The organism is Streptomyces sp. NPDC048106 (assembly GCF_040706415.1).
Lineage (GTDB): Bacteria > Actinomycetota > Actinomycetes > Streptomycetales > Streptomycetaceae > Streptomyces.
The window spans coordinates 237,435-258,762 of record NZ_JBEZND010000009.1; the positions used below are offsets into that span (position 1 = coordinate 237,435).

Here is a 21,328-nt window from a genome sequence, read left to right on the forward strand (position 1 = left end):
CGGACGCGGCGGGCCGGCCGGGGGACCTGCGCGGACGTTCCGGCGGGCCGCGGGCGGCGCTCCGGCGAGCCCCGGTGGGACGCGCCCGTGCGCCCCCCTGTGCCTCGGCCCCCGCTTGCCCCTGCTAGCGCCCTGGCGCTAGCGTCGGGACATGGCGAAGACCCAGCTGAACGTACGCGTGGACGAGGGCACCGCCCGCGCGGCGCGCGAGCGCGCGCTGGCCCGCGGGATGAGCGTCAACCGATACATCGAGGAACTGGTCAGACAGGACACCGGCGAGGCCGGCCGCACGTTCGTGGAGGCCGCCGCCGACTTCATGAAGCAGTACGAGTCGGTGTTCGCCGAGGAGTTCACCGAGGTGCGCGGCACCCCGCCGGGCGAAGGACGCAGCTGATCCCTTGAGCGATTCCCCGAACGGGCTGAGCATCGACCTCGCCTGGCTGCTCATGCTCGCCGAACAGAAGACGCCAGGGGACCCGCAGGTCACCGACTGGGGCGCGCTGATCGCCGCCGTGGCCCGGCACCAGGCCGAGATATTCGGCGTACCGGTGTACGAGACGCCGTACACACGGGCCGCCGCCCTCCTCCAGCTACTCATCCACGTGCCGGCGCTGGAGCGGTCCAACGCGCTGTTCGCCTCCGCGGTCGCCTACGCCTATCTGGTCGCCAGCGGCGCGAAGGTCGTCACCACACCGGAACAGGTGCGCGACCTCGCCCGGCTGGTGAAGGACGGCGGGGCGAGCGTGGACGACATCGCCAGGGAACTGCGCCGCTGGAGCCTGTGATCAGCGGGCGCCCGGTTCGCCGTCCGGGCGCCAGGCGGTCCCCAGCGCACAGTACGAGGCCGGCAGCCTCGGCCCCCGCCGGGGCACCAGCAGAGCGCGGTACGGCCCGAGTTCGAACCCGGCCGTGCGCAGCGCGGCCACCGGGTCCCGGGACAGGTGACAGCCGCCGGCGAGCGCGGGCCACACCGTACGGTCGAGGGCGCGCTGGGTCAGCCTCATCACCCGCCCCCCGCCCCGGCCGTGCTCGAAGAACCGCACCTGCCCGCCCGGCCGGAGCACCCGCCGCACCTCGCCCAGCGTCCGCCCCACATCGCGCACGCTGCACAGCACCAGGGACAGCACGACCGCGTCGAACGCCTCGCTCGCGGCGGGCAGCGCCTCCGCCGTGCCGGGCACGACGCCGACCGGTACCCGTGCGCGCCGCGCCGACTCCCGCGCCAACCGTCTGAGCAGCGGCTCCGGTTCCACGGCGACGACCTCGGAGACGGTGCCGGGGTACCGGGCGAAGTTCAGCCCGTTGCCCGCGCCGACCTCGATCACCCGGCCGGTCAGCCCGGCGAGCAGCCGCTCGCGCACCCCGGCGAGGCCGAGCCGCGTGTCCGCCCCGGCACCGCACCGCGCGTAGTACCGCGCGAACACCGGATGGCGCACGGCACCGCGCCCCGCCGACTCGGACCCCAGCCGCATACCGACCTCCCCGACATCACGGACCCGTGCGGGAAGTGTCCCCTCCGCGAGCGCCTCGCCAAGCCCTCCGGGCCGCACGCCGAGCCCGCGGTCACGCCCCTTCCCGCGCGCGGAACGCCTCCGCGTCCCACGTGCCGTCCAGGCGCGGGGACAGCCACCCCGGCGCAGACGCCCTGAAGCCGGCCGGCGGCAGTGCGCCCGCGCCCGCGGGGAGGGCGCCCAGGAGGGGCGCGGCGGAGACCTCGGGGAGGTCGGCGAGGTTGCAGCGGGTGGCCAGGTCGGGCTCGCCGGGCCAGCTGCCGATCACCACGCCGAACGGCTCCAGGCCCCGGCGGCGCAGCTCCCGTGCCGTCAGCTCCGTGGCGTTCAGCGTGCCGAGGCCCGCCTGCGCCACGATCAGCACCGGCGCGCTCAGCGACCGCGCCGCGTCGGCCAGCGTGCCGCCCGCCGCGTCGAACCGTACGAGCAGTCCGCCCGCCCCCTCGACCAGCACCAGATCGTGCTCGGTGGCCAGCTTGGCGGCCCGCTCGGCCACCTCCTGCGGACGCACCGGTGCCATCCCGGCCCGCCGCGCCGCCGTACCCGGGGCCAACGGCTCGGGATAGCGGGCGAGTTCCTCCGCCGTCACGGCACCCGCGAGCCGCGCCACCTCGTCGGCGTCGCCGCGCTCGTCCGGCCGTACCCCCGTCTGGGCCGCCTTGAGCACGGCCACCGAGCGCCCGGCCGCGAGCGCCGCCGCGGCGACGGCGGCCGTGGTGACGGTCTTGCCGACCTCCGTGCCCGTCCCCGTGATCACCAGTACCGGCATCTCATCCCTCCCGCGCCGCCGCGCACACCGCGCGCGCGATTCTCGCCACGTCCTCGTCGGAGGTGACGTACGGCGGCATCGTGTACACCAGATCACGGAAGGGGCGCAGCCACACGCCCTCCCGTACGGCCGCCCGGGTGGCCGCGGCCATGTCGACCTCGCGGTCGAGCTGTACGACCCCGATGGCGCCCAGCACCCGTACGTCCCGCACCCCGGGCAGGTCGGCCGCCGGCGCGAGCCCCGCGGCCAGGCCCGCCTCGATCCGCTTGACCTCGGCGTGCCAGTCCTGGCCCATGAGCAGCTCCAGCGAGGCACAGGCCACGGCCGCCGCCAGCGGATTGCCCATGAACGTCGGCCCGTGCGCCAGCACCGGTACCTCGCCCCGGGAGATCCCGTCGGCCACCCGCGCCGTGCACAGCGTGGCCGCCATCGTCAGATAGCCGCCGGTCAGCGCCTTGCCCACGCACATCACATCCGGGGTGACGGCCGCGTGGTCCGCCGCGAACAGCGCGCCCGTGCGCCCGAACCCGGTCGCGATCTCGTCGAACACCAGCAGCACGTCGTGCGCGTCGCACGCCTCGCGCAGCACCCGCAGATAGCCGGGGGAGTGGAAGCGCATGCCGCCCGCGCCCTGCACCACCGGCTCCACGATCACCGCGGCCAGCTCGTCCGCGTGCCGCCCGATCAGCTCGCGCAGATGGTCCGCGTACGACTCCTCGTACCCGGCCGGCGGCGCGTCCGCGAACACCTGGACCGGCAGCACGCCCGACCACAGCTCGTGCATCCCGCCCTCGGGGTCGCACACCGACATCGGGTGCCAGGTGTCCCCGTGGTAACCGCCCCGCCAGGTCAGCATCCGCCGCTTGCCGGGCCGGCCGAGGGAGCGCCAGTACTGGAGGCACATCTTCACCGCGACCTCGACCGACACCGAGCCGGAGTCGGCCAGGAACACATGCTCGAGACCCTCGGGCGACATGTCGGTCAGGAGCTTCGCGAGCCGGACCGCGGGCTCGTGGGTGAGCCCGCCGAACATCACATGGCTCATGCGCCCCAGTTGCCGCCGCACCGCCTCGTCGAGCACCGGGTGGCGGTATCCGTGGATCGCCGACCACCACGACGACATGCCGTCCACCAGCTCGCCCGAGCTGTCCGCGAGTCGCAGCCGGACCCCGCTCGCCGACTCCACGACGAGCGGTTCGGCGCGTCCGGGCATCGGGCCGTACGGATGCCAGACATGGCGCCGGTCCAGCTCCAGCAGCTCGGGGACGCTCAGGCCGGGCAGGTCAGGCATTGGGCGCGAGATCCGTTCCGGCGCCCCGGCGGCGGACCGCGACCAGGTCGGTACGGGGCTCGTGCGCGGCCACCGGCTCCCCGGCCGACGCCGCGGGAGCCGTCCCGCAGACTCCGGCGCCCTCGTGGCAGCCCCCCGCGGCACCCTCGTGGCAGCCGCCGCCCGCCCGGTGCTCGGGCAGGGTCACCTGCTCGGCGCCCTCCACCTCGAAACCGGCGTCGGCGATCATCTCCAGGTCGGCCTTGCCCGCCTGGCCCTCGCTGGTCAGGTAGTCGCCGAGGAAGATGGAGTTGGCCAGATGCAGCGCGAGCGGCTGCATCGTGCGCAGATGCACCTCACGGCCGCCCGCGATGCGCACCTCCACGTCCGGGCACACGAAGCGGACCATCGCCAGGATCCGCAGACAGCGCTGCGGGGTGAGGTTCCACTCCTTGGCCAGCGGCGTGCCCTCGAACGGGATCAGGAAGTTCACCGGAACGGAGTCCGGGTCCAGCTCGCGCAGCGAGAAGACGACGTCCACCAGGTCCTCGTCGCTCTCGCCCATGCCGGCGATCAGACCGGAGCAGGGCGACAGCCCGGCCGCGTGCGCCTTGCGCACCGTGTCCACCCGGTCGGCGTACGTGTGGGTGGTGGTGATGTCCCCGTAGGTGGACTCGGAGGTGTTCAGGTTGTGGTTGTAGGCGTCCGCGCCCGCCTCGCGCAGCCGTTCGGCCTGGCCGTCGGAGAGCAGCCCGAGGCACGCGCACACCTCGACGCCCTCGTTCTCGTCCTTGATGGCCTTGATGGTCTGCGAGACCCGGTCCACGTCCCGGTCGGTCGGGCCGCGCCCGCTCGCCACCAGGCAGACACGCTTGGCCCCGCCGGCGAGCCCCGCGGCGGCCGCCGCCGAGGCCTCGTCGGGCTTGAGCCAGGTGTACTTGAGGATGCCCGCCTCGGAGCCGAGCCGCTGGGAGCAGTAGGAGCAGTCCTCCGGGCACAGGCCGGACTTGAGGTTGACCAGGTAGTTCAGTTTCACGCGCCGGCCGAACCAGTGCCGGCGCACCTTGCCGGCCGCGGCCACCACATCGAGCAGGTCGTCGTCGGAGGTGGCCAGCACGGCGAGCGCTTCCTCGCGGGTCGGCAGTTCGCGCCGAAGCCCCTTGTCCACCAGCGTGTTCAGCAGGTCCATGGGGCCCGATCCTGTCCTACGGGACCGCCTGGGGCCAAGGAGGTTCCGGACAACGAACACGGTTCACCGTGTGGGTATTGCCACACGGTGGGTGACGAGTGCGCCCGTTAGGGTCTGTGCGCTACCTACAAAACCTCCGGAGGACTCATGGCGTTCGGCTGGATCGAGGAGCAGGCCCGGGCGCGCCGCCGGGCCGGGCTCGTGCGGCGCCTCAGCCCGCGCCCCGCCGACTCCGCGCTGCTGGACCTGGCGAGCAACGACTACCTGGGCCTCGCCCGGCACCCCGAGGTGACCGAGGGCGCGGCACGGGCCGCCCGGACCTGGGGCGGCGGCGCCACCGGCTCCCGGCTGGTCACCGGCACCACCGAACTCCATGCCGAACTGGAGCGCGAGCTGGCCGCGTTCTGCGGCTTCGAGGCGGCCCTGGTCCTCTCCTCCGGTTACGCCGCCAACCTGGCCGCGGTCACCGCGCTCGGCCCGCACGGCTCGCTCGTCGTCTCCGACGCGGGCAACCACGCCTCGCTCATCGACGGCTGCCGGCTCGCCCGGGGCGGGACCCAGGTCGTCGGGCACGCCGATCCGGCGGCGGTGCGCAAGGCCCTCGCCACGCACGAGGGACCGGCGATCGTCGTCTCGGACACCGTGTTCTCGGTCGACGGGGACCGGGCGCCGCTGGCCGGGCTGGCCGCGGCGTGCCGGGAGCGCGGCGCGGGACTCGTCGTGGACGACGCCCACGGCCTCGGCGTGCTGGGCGACGGCGGACGCGGTACGGCGTGGGCGGCCGGCCTCGCGGGCGCACCGGACGTGGTGGTCACGGCCACCCTGTCCAAGTCGCTCGGCAGCCAGGGCGGGGTGGTGCTGGGCCCGGCGTACGTGATCGACCATCTGGTCAACGCGGCCCGGACGTTCATCTTCGACACCGGCCTCGCGCCGGCGGCGGCCGGTGCGGCCCTCGCGGCCCTGCGGCTGCTCGGGCGCGAGCCCGAACGGGCGGCGCGGGCCCGCGCGGTGGCGGGGGACCTGCACGCACGGCTGACCGCCGCGGGTCTGGAGGCGGTGCGTCCGGACGCCGCGGTGGTCTCCGTACGGGCCCCGTCCCCGGAGCAGGCGGTGCGCTGGGCGGCCGACTGCCGTGCGGCAGGCCTGGCCGTGGGCTGTTTCCGTCCTCCCTCCGTGCCCGACGGCATCTCACGGCTGCGGCTGACCGCCCGCGCGGACCTCTCCGGGGCCGAGATCGCACACGCGGTGCGGGTGATCGGCGAAACGCGACCATGAGTCGGCGGGACACGGCCGTGCTTCGCGCGCGATCGGGTGCCTCAGCGGAGCGCGGCCACGAAGCCGGCCCAACTGGCGGCGGAGAAGAGCAGCGCGGGCCCGGCGGGGGCCTTCGAGTCGCGCACGGCGAGCAGTCCGGACCAGGGTCCGGAGCGCGGCCGGGCCGTCTCCACGCAGTTGTTGGCTCCTGTGCTGTAACTGCTGCGCAGCCAGCGCACGTCGTACAGGTCGGCACTGGCAGGGACGTTCCGAGGCAGAGCTGACAATGGTGCCTCCTTACGCGCCGTCACCTATCCCGGCGATGTAGTCCAGCGAATCGTGGGGGGAAAGAGCGTGGCTCTGAAGGGTCAGGAAGGCCTCCGAGTACGCCCGGAGGTCTTCTTTCCGTTCCAGATAAAGGCTACTCGTCAACTGGTCTAGAACAACCACATCGAGATCAGAAGTGCTCGGAAATGAGAAGATAACGAAAGGCCCGGTGAGGCCGACATGTGCCCCCGCCCCGAACGGCAGCACCTGGAGCCGCACTTGGGGCAGCCGGGCCGCGTCCATGAGCCGCTCAAGCTGACGCGCCATCACCTCGGGGCCGCCGACCTCGCGCCGCAGCACCGCCTCGTCCAGGACCGCGGACAGCTCCAGCGGCCGGTTCGCGCGCAGCACGTCCTGCCGGGCGAGGCGCACCTCGACCAGCGCGTCCAGGCGCTCCTCGGCCAGGTCGTTGACGGCAGCCCGGGTCACCGCGCGGGCGTACTCGGCCGTCTGGAGCAGGCCGGGCACGACGGTGGTCTCCAGGGTGCGCATCGCGCTCGCCTGCGACTCCAGGCTGATGAAGTCCCGGTACGTCGGCGGGAGCACCCCGCGGTAGGCGTGCCACCAGCGGTTGCGGTCGCCGTCGCCGTCCTCGGAGCCCGCCAGCATCAGCAGCAGCTCGCGCAACTGGGCGTCCCGCACCGCGTAGGCGTCCAGAAGTAACCGGAGATCGGCCGGTTTCACGCCACTGGCGCCCGTCTCGATGCGGCTTACTTTCGACTGGTGCCAGCCGACCAGACGGGCCGCCTCCCCGCTGGTGAGCCCCGCACCGGTGCGCAGCGTGCGCAGTTCGGCGCCCAATTTGCGGCGGCGCACTGCCGGCCCGTTTTGCATGGGCTCCTCCTTACTCCTTATGGACCGCCCGAATACGGTCTCCCGTCGTAGAGTTCACCGCATCGGGCGACAGATATATGCATAACTTGGTGGATCGCTCCCCGTGACCGGTCCGGTGATGGCAGTCTGGCGAGCAAGCACCAGTCCGGGACCGTACTCGAACCATCCGCTCCATGCAGGACTCCGGTCCCGTGGGAAAGGGACGACGTCGCCATGGCAGACCATCTGGAAGCATCCGTCACTCTGCCGAGCGATCCCGCCTCGGTCGCCGCCGCCCGGTCCTACGTGGTGGGCACCCTGGTGGAGTGGGGTCTGCCCGCGGACGCCGAGACGGCCGACACCGTGCGGCTCATCGTCTCCGAGCTGGCCACCAACGCCGTGCAGCACACCTTCGGGCAGTCCCCCACCTTCACGGTCGACATCGCGCTGGAGCGCGACGAGCAGCTGCGCATCGGCGTCACGGACAGTCATCCGCGCTTTCCCAAGAGACTGCCCGTGGCCGTGCAGCAGGACAACGGCCGTGGCATGGTCATCATTCGCTGGCTCACCGCCGAGTGCGGCGGCAGACTCCGCGTCCGGCCAACCCGCGAGGGCGGCAAGACGGTCTCCATCGAACTCCCCTGGACCGTCCCGGCCGAGCCGGTGACGGCGGCGGGACAGCAGGAGTCGTAGCGCAGCCGTGAAACGCTCGTCCCGCGTGCGCGCGGGACCCGTACCGGGCCGCCCGGGGGCTGGAGGCGGTGCCGGGGAGGGGGGAGAGGCACACGAGGCGGCCCGGTGGCTGGAGCCGCTCGCGGTGCGCGGGCGGGTCAGTTGACCCGGCCGTACCAGACGCTCCTGGACCAGATCTTCTCCAGCCGCACCACGGCACCGGTCTTCGGCGCATGCCAGATCTTGCCGTGACCGGCGTAGATGCCGACGTGGTAGACGTACGAGCCGGAGTGGAAGAACACCAGGTCGCCGGCCCTGCGGCTGTGGACGGAGATGTGGCGGGTCCTGTTGTACTGCTGGGCGGCGGTCCGCGGCAGCTTCTTGCCGGCTTTCTTGAACGAGTAGAGCGTCAGACCCGAGCAGTCGAACCGGCGCGGCCCGCTGGCCCCCCACTGGTACGGGGCGCCCTTCTTGGACGCCGCGATCTTCAGGGCCTTGGTGGCCAGCGTGGCGGCCGAGGCGTCGGTGGAGAGACCCGGAACCACGATGGAGCCGCCCACGGCGGCCAGGGTGAGGGCCGAGGCCGTACCGGCACGGGCCATCAGCGACGGGACACGATTGAGCGCAGTCATGCGCAACCCTTCGTCAGCCGCCTGTGAAGGATGACCTGTCGGATTCGGGCTGGCGAAGTAGCCCGGCCGCGTTGCCACGGCTTCACCCCAAGGGCCGCCCGGAGCGCCCGCCCGTCCGCTCGCACGGACGGCCAACCGCTTCGGCGACCCGCCTTGCGCGGGTCCTCCACTCCTGCCGATCCACTCCTGTCGACCGGTCATCCGGGCGGTGGCAGGACTCGGCGTCCGCCCGGACCGCCCCGCCGCGGTGGCGGGGGCTTGTCGTCAGACAGGGATCTTCACCCACAGCTGTCCGAAAATCCCAATGGAACCGGGTATTTGTGGCGTTACTCACCACTCGCCCGTTCGGGTGGCAGCTGCTCTGTTCGATGCTCCGTCAGTTCCCCTGCGTAGGCCCGGACCTGGGAAAAGACGGGCGCCCGCCGGGCGTGGACGCGGCGGGCGCGCAACTCGGGAGAACCGGAAACGGATCCGGATATACACCGGTCGGCGGTACGTCGTTCGGACCGTTTCGTGTCAGGGTCCGGCGGATGCGCGGACACCCCGCACCCGCCGGACCCGGCCGGCCGTCCGGATCACCCCACGGCATCCGGCGGGAGCGCGACGCGAGCGGCCCGGCGCTCGCCGTCCAGCACCCGCAGGGCCCGTGCCAGCGTGACCCCGTGCACCTCCCGCTCGCCCCGCTCGTGCATCAGTTGCAGCGCGTCGCGCAACTCCTCCGCCTTGCGCACCAGCGCCTGCGCGGCGCGCAGCCCGCGATAGGTGTCCCCCTCGCGCGCCGGGTTGATCCTGCCGAGCAGGTCGACCACCGCCAGATAGTGGTCGACCACCTCACCCTCCGCGTGCGTCAGCGCGGGCAGCGGCGGCAGCTCCTCGGGCAGCACGGCCGGCTCACCGCTCGCCGGGAAGGTCCCGGCGGCTGGGCACCACGCCGTCCACCAGCCCGTACGACAGCGCGCCCGGCGCGTCCAGCGTGAGGACCCGCTCCAGGTCCTGGTGGACCTGCTCCTCGGTGCGCCCGGTGTGCCGGACCAGCATCTCCTCCATCAGGGCGCGCAGCCGGACCAGTTCGTCGGCCTGGATGAGCAGGTCGCTCGGCTGTCCCTGGGCCGGCTCGGGCAGCTCGGGCTGGGAGAGCACCACACGGGCGCCGGGCAGGGTGAACCGCTTGCCGGGGGTGCCCGCGGCCAGCAGCACGGCACCGACCGAGGCGGCCTGGCCCAGGCAGTAGGTCTGCACCTCGCAGGTGACGTACTGCATCGTGTCGTAGATCGCGGTCATCGCGTGGAACGAGCCGCCCGGGCAGTTCAGGTACAGCGTGATGTCCCGGTCCGGGGCCAGGTGTTCGAGGTGCATGAACTGGGTGATCACATCGCTGGCCGCCGCCTCGTCCAGGGGCGTCCCGAGGAAGACGACCCGGCTCTCGAACAGCTTCGAGTACGGATCGAGCCGCCGCTCCCCGAAGTTGGTGCGCTCGGTGAACTCGGGCAGGACGTAGCGGGCGGACGGTCGGTACATCTGGGCACACCCCTCCTCACGGCGGAGACCGGCGATCTCCGACTTCTGTACAGAATGTACAGGACGTACTTGCCGTTATGATGGGACTGGTTTCTAGTGATCACGTCAAATGCCCAGGCCAGATGGGCTTTTGACGCCTCGCTGGTCACAGATGTCTCACAACTGTTCCTGGAACGTCGGCAAAAAGGCCGAGATCCATCGGATGACCGGGCGGGTCGTCGAGTGCCCGATCGACGAGAGGAACCGGTCGCGGGGATCCAAGGACGCCGCCCTGCGGATCCCGCCGACCGAGCCGGAGGGGGCTTGTGTGAAAGTCGCCCGCCGCAGGTCAGGGCGGAGGCGCTGGGGCGGGATGGTGTGGTTCCACTCCCCGTGGAAGTCGTCGGGGTGGATCGTGAGAGCGGCGGCGTGCTGTTCGCTGATCTCGATTCCGGTGGGGTAGCTGCCGGTGTCCAGGCGGGCGGTCGCGGTCAGCCCGGTGCGGGTGGTGGTCGCCGAGATGAGGTTCAGGACGGTCTCGTATGTGGGCGAGGAAGGCTTTGGCTGATCCGGTGCTGTCGGTGCGGACGAGGATGTCGGTGCCGTGGCGGTGGGGGTCGGGGATCTGGGCGAGTGCGTGATCGAGCACGCTGATGTGGTCGGTGGCGGTGTTGGCCGAGGCGTTGCCCGGCCTGAGCAGGCCGGCCAGGGCCTCGCCGGTGTTGTCCAGGAAGCACAGCAGCGGGTGGTAGCCGAAGCCGTGCTTGTAGGTCGGCGCTGCCTGTTCCTTCTCGGAGTGGCAGGTCACCAGGGTGGCGTCGATGTCCAGAATGAGGCCGGGCGGTGCACGTCCACCGGCGCGGGAGGCAGGGGTCCCCTCCCGGGTTTCGCCGGCCCGCAGCCAGGCGGTCTCCCGCGCGGCGGCACGGGCCTGGCGCAGGGCGCCGAGCGTGGCTGGACCGATGCCGGCCGGCAGCCGCCAGGCGGTGGGAGTCGAGGCGATGACTCCGAAGACTTCGGGCTGGTTGCGGAGCAGCGCAAGATCGGTGATCGTCTCACCGTCGTCGGCGAGCATCATGGCCAGGTCGACGGCGATGCGGCCTGGATCGTGGCCGGTGCCGCGCGGACGCAGCCGGCGCAGAGCGTCGCCGAAGGTGCGGGTGAGGCCGGTGGCTTCAGCGATATCGGCCAGCAGTCGGGATCCGGCGTGGCTGACCGCCCCTCGCCCGTCGGTGGAGACGACGAGCGAGGGGCGTGACCCGGTAGTGTGCACGCGGAAAGTGCCTTCCTGCTGGGCTGCCGGAGACCTTAGACAAGCCTCATCGTCCCAGTTCAGAAGGCACTTTCGCGTTCTTGATCATGATGCGGACGAGACCGCGACTGAAACGCGCAGGCTCACCACGTGTCGCGTCCGGGCGGAAGAGGGCCGTCAGTGGGGGGCGTCGCCTGCGCCTGGCCGGTGCGGCGCCGGCCAGGGCCCGAGGCGAGCACCGCCGACTCCCGCCAGACGGTGGAACCCGGTTCCTCCGGGTCGTGCGCATACAGGACGTAGCGGTGCGGCGCCATGGCGGTCGGCCGGCCGGCCATCAGATCGGTGCAGGCGCGGTGGACGGCTTCGGGTGAGACGCCGGAGGAACCAGGAACGAGATGAGCGACGAGCTGCGGCGACCCGTCCGGTGCCCCCTCCACCACCACGTCAAGCGCGAGCGGACGCACCGCGTCGCGAACCAGCTTTTCCACGCTCGGCAGATGGGTCCAGCAGCCGTCCACCAGGAGCCATCCGTGCTCACGCGGGGGCGGGGAGAAGCCCGTCGCCTCTACGAGGGCTTCGAGATCGGTGCTCGAAGTGGCCGCCGTCACCAGAACCGTCTCGATTCCTTCCAGCACCGCTCGTCCCTCCTGAGGCGGAAGGAAGCAGGTGTCGAAGAGGCCAGAGAGGCATACGCCGTCCGACCCGTCGTCCCCGTCCCTCACCGCGAGGAGCATCTGCAGATTCTCCCGCGGCAGCCGCTCGACCCAGCTGAACGTGGACTCCGCCCGGGCGTCCAGTACGTCCTGCACCGTCACCTCTGCCCCGCGTCGCTTCGCCGGCCCCCGGACATCATTGAAGTACGTCGTGAGCTCGAGTTTCATGCCCCGTTGATGACCGATCTCGGCCATCAGCCCGTCTCTGCGACGGACATCGAACCGGCCGTGCCGGTAGGCGCGCAGCGCACCGGACAGAGCGCTGCGGAGGACCTGCTCGAACGAGGGACCGGTCAGGCTGACCGGAGCGTAGATGATCTGGGTGATGTTACCGACGGCCTGTTGCAGTTCGGGTGTCAGCCGGTTGCTCGCCATCAGGCCGATGCCGAACCTGGGGTTGCCCGTTCTCCGGCCGAGCACGACGGCGACGGCGGCGAGGATCACGGCCGAGCTGGTCACCCGGTGGCGCACGGCGAGCAGCTCGCAGGCGAGCGTCACCGCGCGGGACCGGAACTCACCGCGCCAGTAGCGGCCCTCCTTCGCGGGAGGCCGGGGTTCCTCGCTGAACGGTGTGCGAGGCATGCCTTCCAGGACCTCGCGCCAGTAGCCGAGCGCCTTGTCGAGAACTCGGCCGCCCTCGGCAGAATGCTCGTAGGCGGCCACCTCGAACGGCTGCTGCCCGCACGGTGCGGCGAAGGAGGGAGGAACGGCGGCGGATCCCGCCCGCGCCTCGATGTGCTGCGACAGCTCGGCATGCAGGACCTGAAGGCCCGCCAGATCGACGGCGATGTGGGACACGGTGAAGGCCACCGCGCGCGGCAGGCCGTCGACGACGGCAACCACCACTCGGAACGGCCAGTCCGTTGCCAGATCGAATCGTGTCGCCGCCAGCTCGTCCTGGACCTGCTGGGCCAGCTCCGCCGTCTGCTCACCGTCGATGTGGTAGACCTCGGCACTCAGCCCGTCCTGCTCAGGCAGGTACTGCAGCAGTTCGCCGTCCTCGCCCTGGCGGTAGCGTGTACGCAAGGACTCATGGCGGGAGACCACCTCGCCTATGGCCTCCAGTACCGCCTCGATCGTGAGCTCGCCGGAGATCAGGAGCATCTGCTGGAGGTTCAGCAGCTCGATCTCCGGCCTCAGATCTGCCAGGATCTCCCACATGGACTTCTGACCGCAGGTGGCGGGGCGCAACCCGCCGCGGGCCAGGGTGAGCGGCACGCTGTGCTTCGTCGCCGTCAGCACATGTTCTCCTCAAGGTCTCTTCGGCCGTGATGGCGGGGTGTCGGGCGAGCCTTCAGTAGCGAACCGACGGCCCGGCCGCCGAACAGGCCGAGACGGGCGGCGTCGTCGAAGGCGACGATCAGGGGGATCAGTCGAGCAGCCGGCGGTTCATGCCCCTCACCGCGAGAAGCCACATGCCGGCCGTGAAGGCGACGAGCAGAAGAGCTGGGCCGACGGGCAGTCCGACGGCCAGGGTGACCAGCAAGGGGACGGCGCTGTAGACGGACGACTCGACCGCGATCCAGGACGCCTCGGCGGCGACGAGCTCCCGGACGTCCACCGGCCGGCTGAGCACCGCATCGTAGAGGTGCTGGTAGCAACGCCGGTTGAAAAGTCTCGAACATGCCCGCAAAGGCGGAGGAGAAAAGGACGGAGTTCACCACCCGTCCGGGGAGGATGTGCTCGTCAGCGTCCCCACGGGGCGAGCCGGTGCGGCCCTCGTCATGGGTGGTCCCTTCTGGTCTGCCGTACGGTGGCGCCGCGGAAGCGGTGTATTCAGACGAACAGCTCGCCGGTCAGGGTGACGAAGACGTCCTCGAGTGTGGTGGGCCGGAGCACGTCGGGAGCGCCCAGCACCTCGCGCGACTCACCCGGCATCGTCTCGGTCCGCAGGATGGAAACCGACAGTCCGGTGCGGCGGCTGGTCATGCCCGCGCGCGAGGCATGGTCTTCGACGACTGCGCGGCGGTGCGCGTCGCCCCGGTACTCTGCGGCCTGCTTCCCCACGTGGGTCAGCAGCAGTTGTCGGAGGGGCGCCGCGGGCGATCAGGCGCCCGGAGAACACCACGGCCACTTCGCTCGTCGAGCAGGAGCAGGAGCAAGAGCAGGCGGGGAGCGGTGAGAATCCCGCGGGCCGGCAGCAGCCTGCGGCGCATACCTCCGGAGAGGGCCGCGACGGGACTGCGGCCCGGAGGTTGTCCTCCTGTGGGACGACGCCGAGGAGGGAACGGACCCGGCGTGACTCTTTCGGCATGTTGTGCCCCAGGACCTCCACCGTGCCGCTGGTGGCGCGGCTCTGCCCGGTGGTCAGGCGCTTCGTGGTGCTCTTGCCCGCGCCAGTCGGTCCCGGCAATCCGAAGAAGTCTCCTGGGGGAACGTCGAGATCCAGCCCGTCGACGGCGGTCTCCGGGCCGTACCTCTTCACGACATCCCGGAACTGGACGGCGGAAATGCCCACCTCGCCCCTCCCGCTCGCCAAGTGTCTTCTGGACCGGGATATGGTGGCGCCGCCCGGCTGCACCGGTCATCTAAGCGCAGGCATCTGCGACTTGGGAACTCTTGTTCTCTTCCGGCGTCGGACACTAGATTGACCGGCGTCCTGGCACTCGACCAAGGGGCCCTGGCACGGGGGGTGTTCGTGAGGTCGTACACGCCGGCCCTGTTGGATTCTTCCGTTGTGTGCGCCGCAACGGGCATCGGGTGAAACCGGTGACGACCGAGGCCGGACCGGGGGAGATCAGCGTGCTCCGAGACCGCAACGGGACGTGCGACCCGCGGCTGGTACGCAAGCGGCTGCCGCGGGTGACCGGACCGCAGGTCAGCTGAGTGGATGGTCTCGCCGCACGATGTCGTCCAGCGGTAGCCCATGATCGCAGGGTCGTCGATGGCCAGAGGGAGCCAGGCCGGCACGTCCTGCGGGACGACGCCGATTGCTCAGTTCCCCGCCCCGCGCAGCCGCCGCGCCATCAGCCACGTGTACAGGCGGGGTGCCATCGGCTCACCCGCCAGGCCGGCTTCGCGGTGCTGCCGACCAGTACGCGGTCGCGGCCGGCGGCCACCGCCCTGAGCACCTCGCGTGCCACGTCGTCCGAGGTGATCTCCGGGCCGTGGTGGCCCGCCGCACACCCTCCGTACGGAACTCCTCGGCCATGCCTCCCGCCACGAACGTCGGATGCACCAGCGTGATAGAGATCCCCTGCGGCGCCAACTCCGGCCGCAGCGCGGAGAACCACCGGTCACCGCATGCTTGGCGCCCACGTACGCGGGCCGCCCCAGCACCGGTGCGAAGCCTGCCACCGGGCTCATCACCACGATCCGGCCCCGGGCCCGCGCCAGGGCGGGCAGGGCGGCGAGGGTGCAGGCCGGCGCGCCGAGGTAGTTGACCTCATCACCCCCCCGGTACGCGGCCAGCTCGTGGTCCATGAGCCCGCCGATCGCGGACAGCCCGGCGTTGTTGACCAGTACGTCGATCGCACACTGCTGCCCACGCGAGCCCTTCCTTCTTCCCGGACGCCACAGTGACTGCTGTGGGCGCGCCCAAGCTATGCGCTGCGCGGCACCCGCGAAATGGGGGCTGATACATCGGAACGAAAACCGGCGCCAAGCTTTCTGGGACTTCCGGCCCCATATCTGTTCGGGACCGCGCCCGCCGCTCACCTTCTGCAGCACCCATCCTGACGGCAGGCGCTCCCCGAGGACCTCCCGGACCACCGACCGCTCCAACCTCTCGGTGGCGACCTGGTCGTAGTCGACGCCGTCGGCCGGCCGCACATGCTCGGGCGCGCGCACCCACCCTCGGTACTCAGAGGGGCGCGGCACCGCAAGGATGGCCCGGACCACCAGCCCCGAGGATAGGGAGGCTGGGCGGAGATCCGCCCAGCCTCTGGTGCGTCGACGGGCAGGCACCCGCCCGGCCGGAGTTCTGCGTAGGGCCGGTCGAGCGGGGCGTTCCGCTGCACCGGAGACCCGCCGGAATTCAGTGCGGCCAGATGGCCCTTCGTCTCACGTATCTCTCACAGACACTGCGTGGGACGGTGTATTTGGAGCCTCTGACCTGGACTTTTTCGTTCCTCCTGGACTCACATGGAACGCCTGGACGACCCGTAAACTAGGGGTATGGCCTACGAGATTCCGGTGACGCAAGCCAGGGCTGAGCTCGCCGACCTGATCAACCGGGTGGTGTACGGCGGCGAGCGCGTCGTCGTGACCCGGCACGGCAAGCCGCTGGCCGCGCTGGTCTCGGCCGCCGACCTGGCGCGCCTCGACGCCCTCGACGCCGCCGACGAGCCCGGCGAGGAACAGGTGGCCAGCTCGGTCTCCCGCATCGAGTCCCCTGTCCACGAGGTGCCGTCCGCTCCGCGCGAACGCCAGCGGTTCGGCATCGCGGCGGAGTACCGGGGCCCGGGCATGTCCTGAACGGCCCCTGGGCGCGGGGCGGTTGCCGCCGGTGCCCCACGGTGGTCATGGGCCGCCCAAAGGCTGGTTAACGTCGTTGAAACTCCGGCGGACTAGCCTGCGGATCCACGCCACCGAAAGGTTTTTGTGTCCCCTTTGAGCACGGTCGGCTTCTCTTTGTCCGTGTGTTACACCTGACTCCCGTCGCGGTGGCTGCGGCGTCCGGACCCCGCCCGGTCCGGAGCGAGGACTGTGAGGTGGGACATGCGACTGACCCCGCACGAGCAAGAGCGGCTGCTCATCCACGTGGCGGCCGACGTGGCCGGGAAGCGCAGGGCCCGCGGCCTTCGGCTGAACCACCCCGAGGCGGTCGCCCTCATCACCTCCCACATCCTGGAGGGCGCGCGCGACGGCCGCGGTGTCGCCGAGCTGATGTCCAGCGGCCGCACGCTCCTCACCAGGGACGACGTCATGGACGGCGTCCCGGAGATGATCCGCGAGGTGCAGGTGGAGGCGACCTTCCCGGACGGCACCAAGCTCGTCACCGTCCACGAGCCGATCGTCTGACGGGGGCCGCGATGATCCCCGGAGAGATCCTGTTCGCGGACGACCCCGTGCGCGTCAACGAGGGCCGCGACATCACCCGGCTCACCGTCCTCAACGCCGCCGACCGGCCCGTCCAGGTCGGCTCCCACTACCACTTCGCCGAGGCCAACCCCGGCCTGGAGTTCGACCGTGCCGCCGCGCACGGCAGACGGCTGAACGTCGCCGCCGGCACCGCCGTACGCTTCGAGCCCGGCATCCCCGTCGACGTCGAACTCGTCCCCCTCGCCGGCGCCCGGATCGTGCCGGGGCTGCGCGGGGAGACCGGCGGTGCCCTCGATGCCTGAACTCTCCCGCGCCGCCTACGCCGACCTGTTCGGACCGACCACCGGCGACCGCATCCGGCTCGCCGACACCGACCTGCTGATCGAGATCGAGGAGGACCGCTGCGGCGGACCCGGCCGTGCCGGGGACGAGGCGGTCTTCGGCGGGGGCAAGGTCATCCGCGAGTCCATGGGCCAATCCCGGGCCACCCGGGCCGACGGCACCCCCGACACCGTGATCACCGGGGCCGTCGTCGTGGACCACTGGGGCATCGTCAAGGCCGACGTCGGCATCCGCGACGGCCGGATCACCGCCCTCGGCAAGGCCGGCAACCCCGACACCATGGACGGCGTCCACCCCGACCTGGTGATCGGCCCCGAGACCGAGATCATCGCGGGCAACGGACGGATCCTCACGGCCGGCGCCATCGACGCGCACGTCCACTTCATCTGCCCCCAGCTCGCCGACGAGGCGCTGGCCTCCGGCGTCACCACCCTGGTCGGCGGCGGCACCGGCCCCGCCGAGGGCTCCAAGGCGACCACCGTCACCCCCGGCCCCTGGCACCTCGCCCGGATGCTGGAGGCGATGGAGTCCCACCCCCTCAACATCGGCCTCCTCGGCAAGGGCAACACCGTCAGTCACGAGGCGATGCTGTCCCAGATCCGCGGCGGCGCCGTCGGCCTGAAGCTGCACGAGGACTGGGGCTCCACCCCCGCGGTCATCGACGCCGCGCTCACCGTCGCCGACCGCACGGGCATCCAGGTCGCCATCCACACGGACACGCTGAACGAGGCGGGGTTCGTCGGCGACACCCTCGCCGCGATCGGGGGCCGGGGCATCCACGCGTACCACACCGAGGGCGCCGGCGGCGGGCACGCGCCCGACATCATGACGGTGGTCTCCCAGCCCAACGTGCTGCCCAGCTCCACCAACCCGACCCGGCCGTTCACCGTCAACACCGCCGAGGAACACCTCGACATGCTGATGGTCTGCCACCACCTCAACCCGGCCGTCCCCGAGGACCTGGCCTTCGCGGAGTCCCGCATCCGGCCCTCCACCATCGGCGCGGAGGACATCCTCCACGACCTCGGCGCGATCTCGGTCATCTCCTCCGACTCCCAGGCCATGGGCCGGGTCGGCGAGGTGATCCTGCGGACCTGGCAGACCGCCCACGTCATGAAGCGGCGGCGGGGCGCCCTGCCCGGCGACGGACAGGCGGACAACCACCGGGTGCGGCGCTACGTCGCCAAGTACACGATCAACCCCGCGCTCGCCCAGGGCCTCGCCGCCGTGACCGGCTCGGTGGAGCGCGGGAAGCTCGCCGACCTGGTGCTGTGGGAGCCCGCGTTCTTCGGGGTGAAGCCGCTCCTGGTGCTCAAGGGCGGCCAGATCGCCTACGCGCAGATGGGCGACGCCAACGCCTCCATCCCCACCCCGCAGCCGGTCCTGCCCCGCCCGATGTACGGCGCGACCGGCCGCGCCCCGGCCGCCAACTCCGTCAACTTCGTCTCCGGCCTCGCCATCGAGGACGGGCTGCCGGAGCGGCTCGGGCTCGGCAAGCGGTTCGTGGCGATCGACTCCACCCGCGCGGTCACCAAGGCCGACATGCGGGAGAACGACGCCCGACCCGACGTCCGGATCGACCCCGACAGCTTCGCCGTGCACATCGACGGCGAGCTGGTCGAGGCGACCCCGGCCACCGAACTGCCCATGGCCCAGCGCTACTTCCTCTTCTGACGAACCCTGACTTAGGCGGGCGACCCTGACGACTCAGGCGGCATCGTGATGGCACGCGCGGCACTCCTCGTCCTGGCCGACGGCCGCTTCCCGGCCGGCGGGCACGCCCACTCCGGCGGAGCGGAGGCCGCCGTCAGGGCGGGGCGCATCACCTGCGCCGCCGACCTGGAGGACTTCTGCCGGGGCCGGCTGCACACGGCCGGGCTGGTCGCGGGCGCGCTCGCGGCGGCGGCCGCACTCGGCGTGGACCCCCGGGAGCTGGACCCGGCGGCGGACGCCCGCACCCCCTCCCCGGCGCTGCGGCTCGCCGCCCGGCGGCTCGGACGGCAACTGCTGCGGGCCGCGCGGGCGAGCTGGCCCTGCGAGGAACTCGACCAGCTCGCACGGTGGTTCCCCAAGGGCGCCCACCAGCCCGTGGTGCTCGGACGCGCCGCGCGGGCGGCCGGACTCGGGCCCGCGGACGCGGCGTACTGCGCCCTGTACGAGAGCGTGAGCGGACCGGCGACGGCGACCGTACGGCTGCTGAGCCTCGACCCCTTCGACGCGACCGGCGTGCTGGCCCGGCTGGCGCCCGAGCTGGACGCCGTCGCGCAGACGGCGGTGGAGGCGGCGGGGAGGGCGGCGGCGGAGGGCACCGACGCGTTGCCGGCCGCGTCCGGCCCGCTGCTGGAGATCATGGCCGAGGCCCACGCGTCCTGGCCGGCCCGGCTGTTCGCCTCCTGACCCCGCTTGCCCACCCGCCCGCACGGCGGCCGTCCCGCACCACCCCGTCCGCACCAGTCCCCGGCCTCCAGGAGCCGTACATGCACCTCGACCACTCCAGCCAGCACGGAAGCACCGCCGTCGGCGCCGACGCGCACCGCCCGGACGGCACCCGCCGGGCCCTGCGCATCGGGCTCGGCGGGCCCGTGGGGTCCGGGAAGACGGCCACCGTGGCCGCGCTCTGCCGGGAGCTGCGGGACGAGCTGTCCCTCGCCGTCGTCACCAACGACATCTACACCCGCGAGGACGCCGAGTTCCTGCTGCGGGAGGCCGTGCTGCCGCCCGAGCGGATCACCGCCGTGGAGACGGGGGCCTGCCCGCACACCGCGATCCGGGACGACATCTCCGCCAACCTGGAGGCCGTCGAGGACCTGGAGGAGAGCGTCGGCCCGCTGGACCTGATCCTGGTCGAGTCCGGCGGCGACAACCTCACCGCGACCTTCTCCAGGGGGCTGGTGGACGCGCAGGTCTTCGTCATCGACGTGGCCGGCGGCGACGACATCCCGCGCAAGGGCGGACCCGGCGTCACCACCGCCGATCTGCTGGTCGTCAACAAGACCGACCTCGCCCCCTACGTCGGCTCCGACCTCGCCCGGATGGCCGCCGACGCCAGGGCGCAGCGTGCCGGGCTCCCGGTCGTCCTGCAGTCCCTGCGCGGCGGCAGCGGCGTGGCCGACGTGGCCGCCTGGGTCCGGGAACGGCTCGCCGCGTGGACGGCATGACCCCGTTCGGCGGCGTCCGCACCGCCCCCCGGAGCACGGCCCTCACCGGCGTCCGGGCCGATGTCCGGATCGTGGCCCGCGCGGACGGCCGGGGCGGCACCGCGCTGCCCGTCCTGGACGGCTCGGGCCCGCTGGCGCCGCGCCGCACGCGGGGGAGCGGTGCCGAGGCCCGGGTGATGGTCGTCGGCGCGATGAGCGGCCCCCTCGGCGGCGACCGGTTCACCTTGTCCGCCCGGGTGGAGGAGGGCGCCCGGCTGCGCCTCGGCTCCGCCGCCGCCACCCTCGCCCTGCCGGGCCAGGCGCCGGGCGAGGCCCGCTACGACGTCCGGCTCGACGTGGCCGACGGCGCCGAACTGCACTGGCTGCCCGAACCGTTGATCTCGGCCGCGGGCAGCGACCTGCGGGTCACCACCCGGGCCGAGCTGGCCGCCGGTGCCCGGCTGACGCTCCGCGAGGAGCAGGTGCTCGGCCGGGCGGGGGAGCGGCCCGGCCTGCTCACCAGCCGCCTCACCCTGCGCGTCGCCGGCCACACCGTCCTGGACCAGGAACTGTCCTGCGGCCCCGGCGCCCCGGCCGGCTGGGACGGCCCCGCCGCCCTCGCGGGCCACCGGGCGGTGGGCCAACTGCTCGTTGTCCGGCCCGAGTTCGCGGAAGACCCGCCGCCGGCGCGGATGCTGGGGGAGTGCGCCGCCGTGCTCCCGCTGCCCGGCCCGGCCGCCCTGGTCACCGCCCTGGCCCCGGACGCACTGCGGCTGCGCCGGGTGCTGGACGAGGGGTGGGCGCTGCTCGGGTGACGGGTGTGACCTGCCCTTAGGGGGTGTCCGGCGGATCTTGGCGGAGACGCGGGGTCACGCCACTGGGCCCGCTCGTACGGCATACCGAGCGCGGCGGTGGTGCACATGTCCCACAGGGTCTCGGCCTCGTAGCCGCGCACCTCGGCCCAGTC

The 21,328-nt window shown here is 72.3% G+C and carries 25 protein-coding genes and 3 pseudogenes; 12 read left to right on the forward strand and 16 right to left on the reverse strand.

What is annotated here, in order from left to right:
• Positions 1-151: 151 nt before the first annotated feature.
• Positions 152-394 (forward strand): toxin-antitoxin system HicB family antitoxin, encoded by a 243-nt coding sequence (locus AB0927_RS12675; RefSeq protein ID WP_366667571.1) that lies wholly within the window; start codon positions 152-154, stop codon positions 392-394.
• A 52-nt stretch (positions 395-446) separates the two neighbouring features.
• Positions 447-785 carry a fic family toxin-antitoxin system, toxin component gene (locus AB0927_RS12680; protein ID WP_366667600.1) on the forward strand — a complete coding sequence of 113 codons (339 nt, stop codon included), beginning with the start codon at positions 447-449 and terminating at the stop codon, positions 783-785.
• Here the strand turns inward: AB0927_RS12680 and AB0927_RS12685 are convergent, their stop codons facing one another.
• From AB0927_RS12685 to bioB, 4 genes are all read right to left on the reverse strand, one after another.
• Positions 786-1,472 (reverse strand): class I SAM-dependent methyltransferase, encoded by a 687-nt coding sequence (locus AB0927_RS12685; RefSeq protein ID WP_366667572.1) that lies wholly within the window; start codon positions 1,470-1,472, stop codon positions 786-788.
• 91 nt (positions 1,473-1,563) lie between these two features.
• Positions 1,564-2,280, reverse strand: a complete 717-nt coding sequence (gene bioD / locus AB0927_RS12690) for a dethiobiotin synthase (protein ID WP_366667573.1) — start codon at positions 2,278-2,280, stop codon at positions 1,564-1,566.
• Between the two features lies 1 nt (position 2,281).
• Positions 2,282-3,571, reverse strand: coding sequence for an adenosylmethionine--8-amino-7-oxononanoate transaminase (locus AB0927_RS12695; protein WP_366667574.1), 1,290 nt, complete (start codon positions 3,569-3,571; stop codon positions 2,282-2,284).
• Positions 3,564-4,739, reverse strand: coding sequence for a biotin synthase BioB (gene bioB, locus AB0927_RS12700; RefSeq protein WP_366667575.1), 1,176 nt, complete (start codon positions 4,737-4,739; stop codon positions 3,564-3,566). The genes AB0927_RS12695 and bioB overlap by 8 nt, the downstream gene beginning before the upstream one ends.
• A gap of 147 nt (positions 4,740-4,886) precedes the next feature.
• Here bioB and AB0927_RS12705 point away from each other — a divergent pair, with 147 nt between their 5' ends.
• Entirely contained in the window at positions 4,887-6,014 is a 1,128-nt protein-coding gene (locus AB0927_RS12705) for an 8-amino-7-oxononanoate synthase (protein ID WP_366667576.1), read from the forward strand.
• A gap of 41 nt (positions 6,015-6,055) precedes the next feature.
• On the opposite strand, the gene AB0927_RS12710 is transcribed toward AB0927_RS12705, so the two are convergent.
• Complete coding sequence (locus AB0927_RS12710) at positions 6,056-6,280, reverse strand: DUF397 domain-containing protein (protein WP_366667577.1); 225 nt, start codon at positions 6,278-6,280, stop codon at positions 6,056-6,058.
• Positions 6,281-6,290: 10 nt separating this feature from the next.
• A complete protein-coding gene (locus tag AB0927_RS12715) occupies positions 6,291-7,154 on the reverse strand; it encodes a helix-turn-helix transcriptional regulator (RefSeq protein WP_366667578.1) in 864 nt (287 codons plus the stop codon).
• A 213-nt stretch (positions 7,155-7,367) separates the two neighbouring features.
• Between AB0927_RS12715 and AB0927_RS12720 the strand changes: the two genes are divergently transcribed.
• Entirely contained in the window at positions 7,368-7,826 is a 459-nt protein-coding gene (locus AB0927_RS12720; protein ID WP_366667579.1) for an ATP-binding protein, read from the forward strand.
• Between the two features lie 137 nt (positions 7,827-7,963).
• Here AB0927_RS12720 and AB0927_RS12725 read toward each other — a convergent pair whose 3' ends face one another.
• From AB0927_RS12725 to AB0927_RS12765, 9 genes and pseudogenes are all read right to left on the reverse strand, one after another.
• Entirely contained in the window at positions 7,964-8,437 is a 474-nt protein-coding gene (locus tag AB0927_RS12725) for a C40 family peptidase (protein WP_366667580.1), read from the reverse strand.
• A gap of 575 nt (positions 8,438-9,012) precedes the next feature.
• Entirely contained in the window at positions 9,013-9,321 is a 309-nt protein-coding gene (locus tag AB0927_RS12730) for a hypothetical protein (protein WP_366667581.1), read from the reverse strand.
• A 7-nt stretch (positions 9,322-9,328) separates the two neighbouring features.
• Positions 9,329-9,955: an ATP-dependent Clp protease proteolytic subunit gene (locus AB0927_RS12735; protein WP_366667582.1), complete on the reverse strand. Its 627-nt coding sequence runs from the start codon at positions 9,953-9,955 to the stop codon at positions 9,329-9,331.
• 156 nt (positions 9,956-10,111) lie between these two features.
• The gene (locus tag AB0927_RS12740; protein ID WP_366667601.1) at positions 10,112-10,576 is read right to left on the reverse strand and encodes a hypothetical protein; all 465 of its coding nucleotides are present in this window, start codon (positions 10,574-10,576) and stop codon (positions 10,112-10,114) included.
• Positions 10,473-11,270: pseudogene (locus AB0927_RS12745) on the reverse strand (transposase); the annotation flags it as partial. The gene AB0927_RS12740 and the pseudogene AB0927_RS12745, both read right to left, overlap by 104 nt.
• A gap of 59 nt (positions 11,271-11,329) precedes the next feature.
• Positions 11,330-13,141, reverse strand: coding sequence for a condensation domain-containing protein (locus AB0927_RS12750; protein ID WP_366667583.1), 1,812 nt, complete (start codon positions 13,139-13,141; stop codon positions 11,330-11,332).
• Positions 13,142-13,268: 127 nt separating this feature from the next.
• A complete protein-coding gene (locus AB0927_RS12755) occupies positions 13,269-13,475 on the reverse strand; it encodes a hypothetical protein (protein WP_366667584.1) in 207 nt (68 codons plus the stop codon).
• Between the two features lie 200 nt (positions 13,476-13,675).
• Complete coding sequence (locus tag AB0927_RS12760) at positions 13,676-13,906, reverse strand: hypothetical protein (protein ID WP_366667605.1); 231 nt, start codon at positions 13,904-13,906, stop codon at positions 13,676-13,678.
• A 190-nt stretch (positions 13,907-14,096) separates the two neighbouring features.
• Positions 14,097-14,420: pseudogene (locus AB0927_RS12765) on the reverse strand (ATP-binding cassette domain-containing protein); the annotation flags it as partial.
• Between the two features lie 164 nt (positions 14,421-14,584).
• Between AB0927_RS12765 and AB0927_RS12770 the strand changes: the two are divergent.
• Positions 14,585-14,689 (forward strand): annotated as a pseudogene (locus AB0927_RS12770) (transposase); the annotation flags it as partial.
• Between the two features lie 144 nt (positions 14,690-14,833).
• Here AB0927_RS12770 and AB0927_RS12775 read toward each other — a convergent pair.
• Complete coding sequence (locus AB0927_RS12775) at positions 14,834-15,805, reverse strand: SDR family NAD(P)-dependent oxidoreductase (protein ID WP_366667585.1); 972 nt, start codon at positions 15,803-15,805, stop codon at positions 14,834-14,836.
• A 210-nt stretch (positions 15,806-16,015) separates the two neighbouring features.
• On the opposite strand from AB0927_RS12775, the gene AB0927_RS12780 reads away from it, so the two are divergent.
• The 7 genes from AB0927_RS12780 (at position 16,016) to AB0927_RS12810 (ending at position 21,176) form a co-directional block, all read left to right on the forward strand.
• Positions 16,016-16,315 carry a type II toxin-antitoxin system Phd/YefM family antitoxin gene (locus AB0927_RS12780; RefSeq protein WP_366667586.1) on the forward strand — a complete coding sequence of 100 codons (300 nt, stop codon included), beginning with the start codon at positions 16,016-16,018 and terminating at the stop codon, positions 16,313-16,315.
• Positions 16,316-16,558: 243 nt separating this feature from the next.
• Positions 16,559-16,861, forward strand: a complete 303-nt coding sequence (locus tag AB0927_RS12785; RefSeq protein ID WP_366667587.1) for an urease subunit gamma — start codon at positions 16,559-16,561, stop codon at positions 16,859-16,861.
• A gap of 11 nt (positions 16,862-16,872) precedes the next feature.
• Positions 16,873-17,184: an urease subunit beta gene (locus AB0927_RS12790; protein ID WP_366667588.1), complete on the forward strand. Its 312-nt coding sequence runs from the start codon at positions 16,873-16,875 to the stop codon at positions 17,182-17,184.
• Positions 17,177-18,898, forward strand: a complete 1,722-nt coding sequence (locus tag AB0927_RS12795) for an urease subunit alpha (protein WP_366667589.1) — start codon at positions 17,177-17,179, stop codon at positions 18,896-18,898. Before AB0927_RS12790 ends, AB0927_RS12795 begins: the two co-directional genes overlap by 8 nt.
• A 48-nt stretch (positions 18,899-18,946) precedes the next feature.
• Positions 18,947-19,621, forward strand: coding sequence for an urease accessory UreF family protein (locus AB0927_RS12800; RefSeq protein WP_366667590.1), 675 nt, complete (start codon positions 18,947-18,949; stop codon positions 19,619-19,621).
• Between the two features lie 80 nt (positions 19,622-19,701).
• Complete coding sequence (gene ureG, locus AB0927_RS12805) at positions 19,702-20,382, forward strand: urease accessory protein UreG (protein WP_366667591.1); 681 nt, start codon at positions 19,702-19,704, stop codon at positions 20,380-20,382.
• Complete coding sequence (locus AB0927_RS12810; protein ID WP_366667603.1) at positions 20,379-21,176, forward strand: urease accessory protein UreD; 798 nt, start codon at positions 20,379-20,381, stop codon at positions 21,174-21,176. Before ureG ends, AB0927_RS12810 begins: the two co-directional genes overlap by 4 nt.
• The last annotated feature ends 152 nt before the right edge of the window (positions 21,177-21,328 follow it).

What these genes read in the sequence shown, in the direction of transcription:
- AB0927_RS12675 (WP_366667571.1), top strand. Translation starts at nt 152, where the DNA reads ATGGCGAAGACCCAGCTGAACGTACGCGTGGACGAGGGCACCGCCCGC.
- AB0927_RS12680 (WP_366667600.1), top strand. Translation starts at nt 447, where the DNA reads ATGCTCGCCGAACAGAAGACGCCAGGGGACCCGCAGGTCACCGACTGG.
- AB0927_RS12685 (WP_366667572.1), bottom strand. Translation starts at nt 1,472, where the DNA reads ATGCGGCTGGGGTCCGAGTCGGCGGGGCGCGGTGCCGTGCGCCATCCG.
- bioD (WP_366667573.1), bottom strand. Translation starts at nt 2,280, where the DNA reads ATGCCGGTACTGGTGATCACGGGGACGGGCACGGAGGTCGGCAAGACC.
- AB0927_RS12695 (WP_366667574.1), bottom strand. Translation starts at nt 3,571, where the DNA reads ATGCCTGACCTGCCCGGCCTGAGCGTCCCCGAGCTGCTGGAGCTGGAC.
- bioB (WP_366667575.1), bottom strand. Translation starts at nt 4,739, where the DNA reads ATGGACCTGCTGAACACGCTGGTGGACAAGGGGCTTCGGCGCGAACTG.
- AB0927_RS12705 (WP_366667576.1), top strand. Translation starts at nt 4,887, where the DNA reads ATGGCGTTCGGCTGGATCGAGGAGCAGGCCCGGGCGCGCCGCCGGGCC.
- AB0927_RS12715 (WP_366667578.1), bottom strand. Translation starts at nt 7,154, where the DNA reads ATGCAAAACGGGCCGGCAGTGCGCCGCCGCAAATTGGGCGCCGAACTG.
- AB0927_RS12720 (WP_366667579.1), top strand. Translation starts at nt 7,368, where the DNA reads ATGGCAGACCATCTGGAAGCATCCGTCACTCTGCCGAGCGATCCCGCC.
- AB0927_RS12725 (WP_366667580.1), bottom strand. Translation starts at nt 8,437, where the DNA reads ATGACTGCGCTCAATCGTGTCCCGTCGCTGATGGCCCGTGCCGGTACG.
- AB0927_RS12735 (WP_366667582.1), bottom strand. Translation starts at nt 9,955, where the DNA reads ATGTACCGACCGTCCGCCCGCTACGTCCTGCCCGAGTTCACCGAGCGC.
- AB0927_RS12780 (WP_366667586.1), top strand. Translation starts at nt 16,016, where the DNA reads ATGGCCTACGAGATTCCGGTGACGCAAGCCAGGGCTGAGCTCGCCGAC.
- AB0927_RS12785 (WP_366667587.1), top strand. Translation starts at nt 16,559, where the DNA reads ATGCGACTGACCCCGCACGAGCAAGAGCGGCTGCTCATCCACGTGGCG.
- AB0927_RS12790 (WP_366667588.1), top strand. Translation starts at nt 16,873, where the DNA reads ATGATCCCCGGAGAGATCCTGTTCGCGGACGACCCCGTGCGCGTCAAC.
- AB0927_RS12795 (WP_366667589.1), top strand. Translation starts at nt 17,177, where the DNA reads ATGCCTGAACTCTCCCGCGCCGCCTACGCCGACCTGTTCGGACCGACC.
- AB0927_RS12800 (WP_366667590.1), top strand. Translation starts at nt 18,947, where the DNA reads ATGGCACGCGCGGCACTCCTCGTCCTGGCCGACGGCCGCTTCCCGGCC.
- ureG (WP_366667591.1), top strand. Translation starts at nt 19,702, where the DNA reads ATGCACCTCGACCACTCCAGCCAGCACGGAAGCACCGCCGTCGGCGCC.
- AB0927_RS12810 (WP_366667603.1), top strand. Translation starts at nt 20,379, where the DNA reads ATGACCCCGTTCGGCGGCGTCCGCACCGCCCCCCGGAGCACGGCCCTC.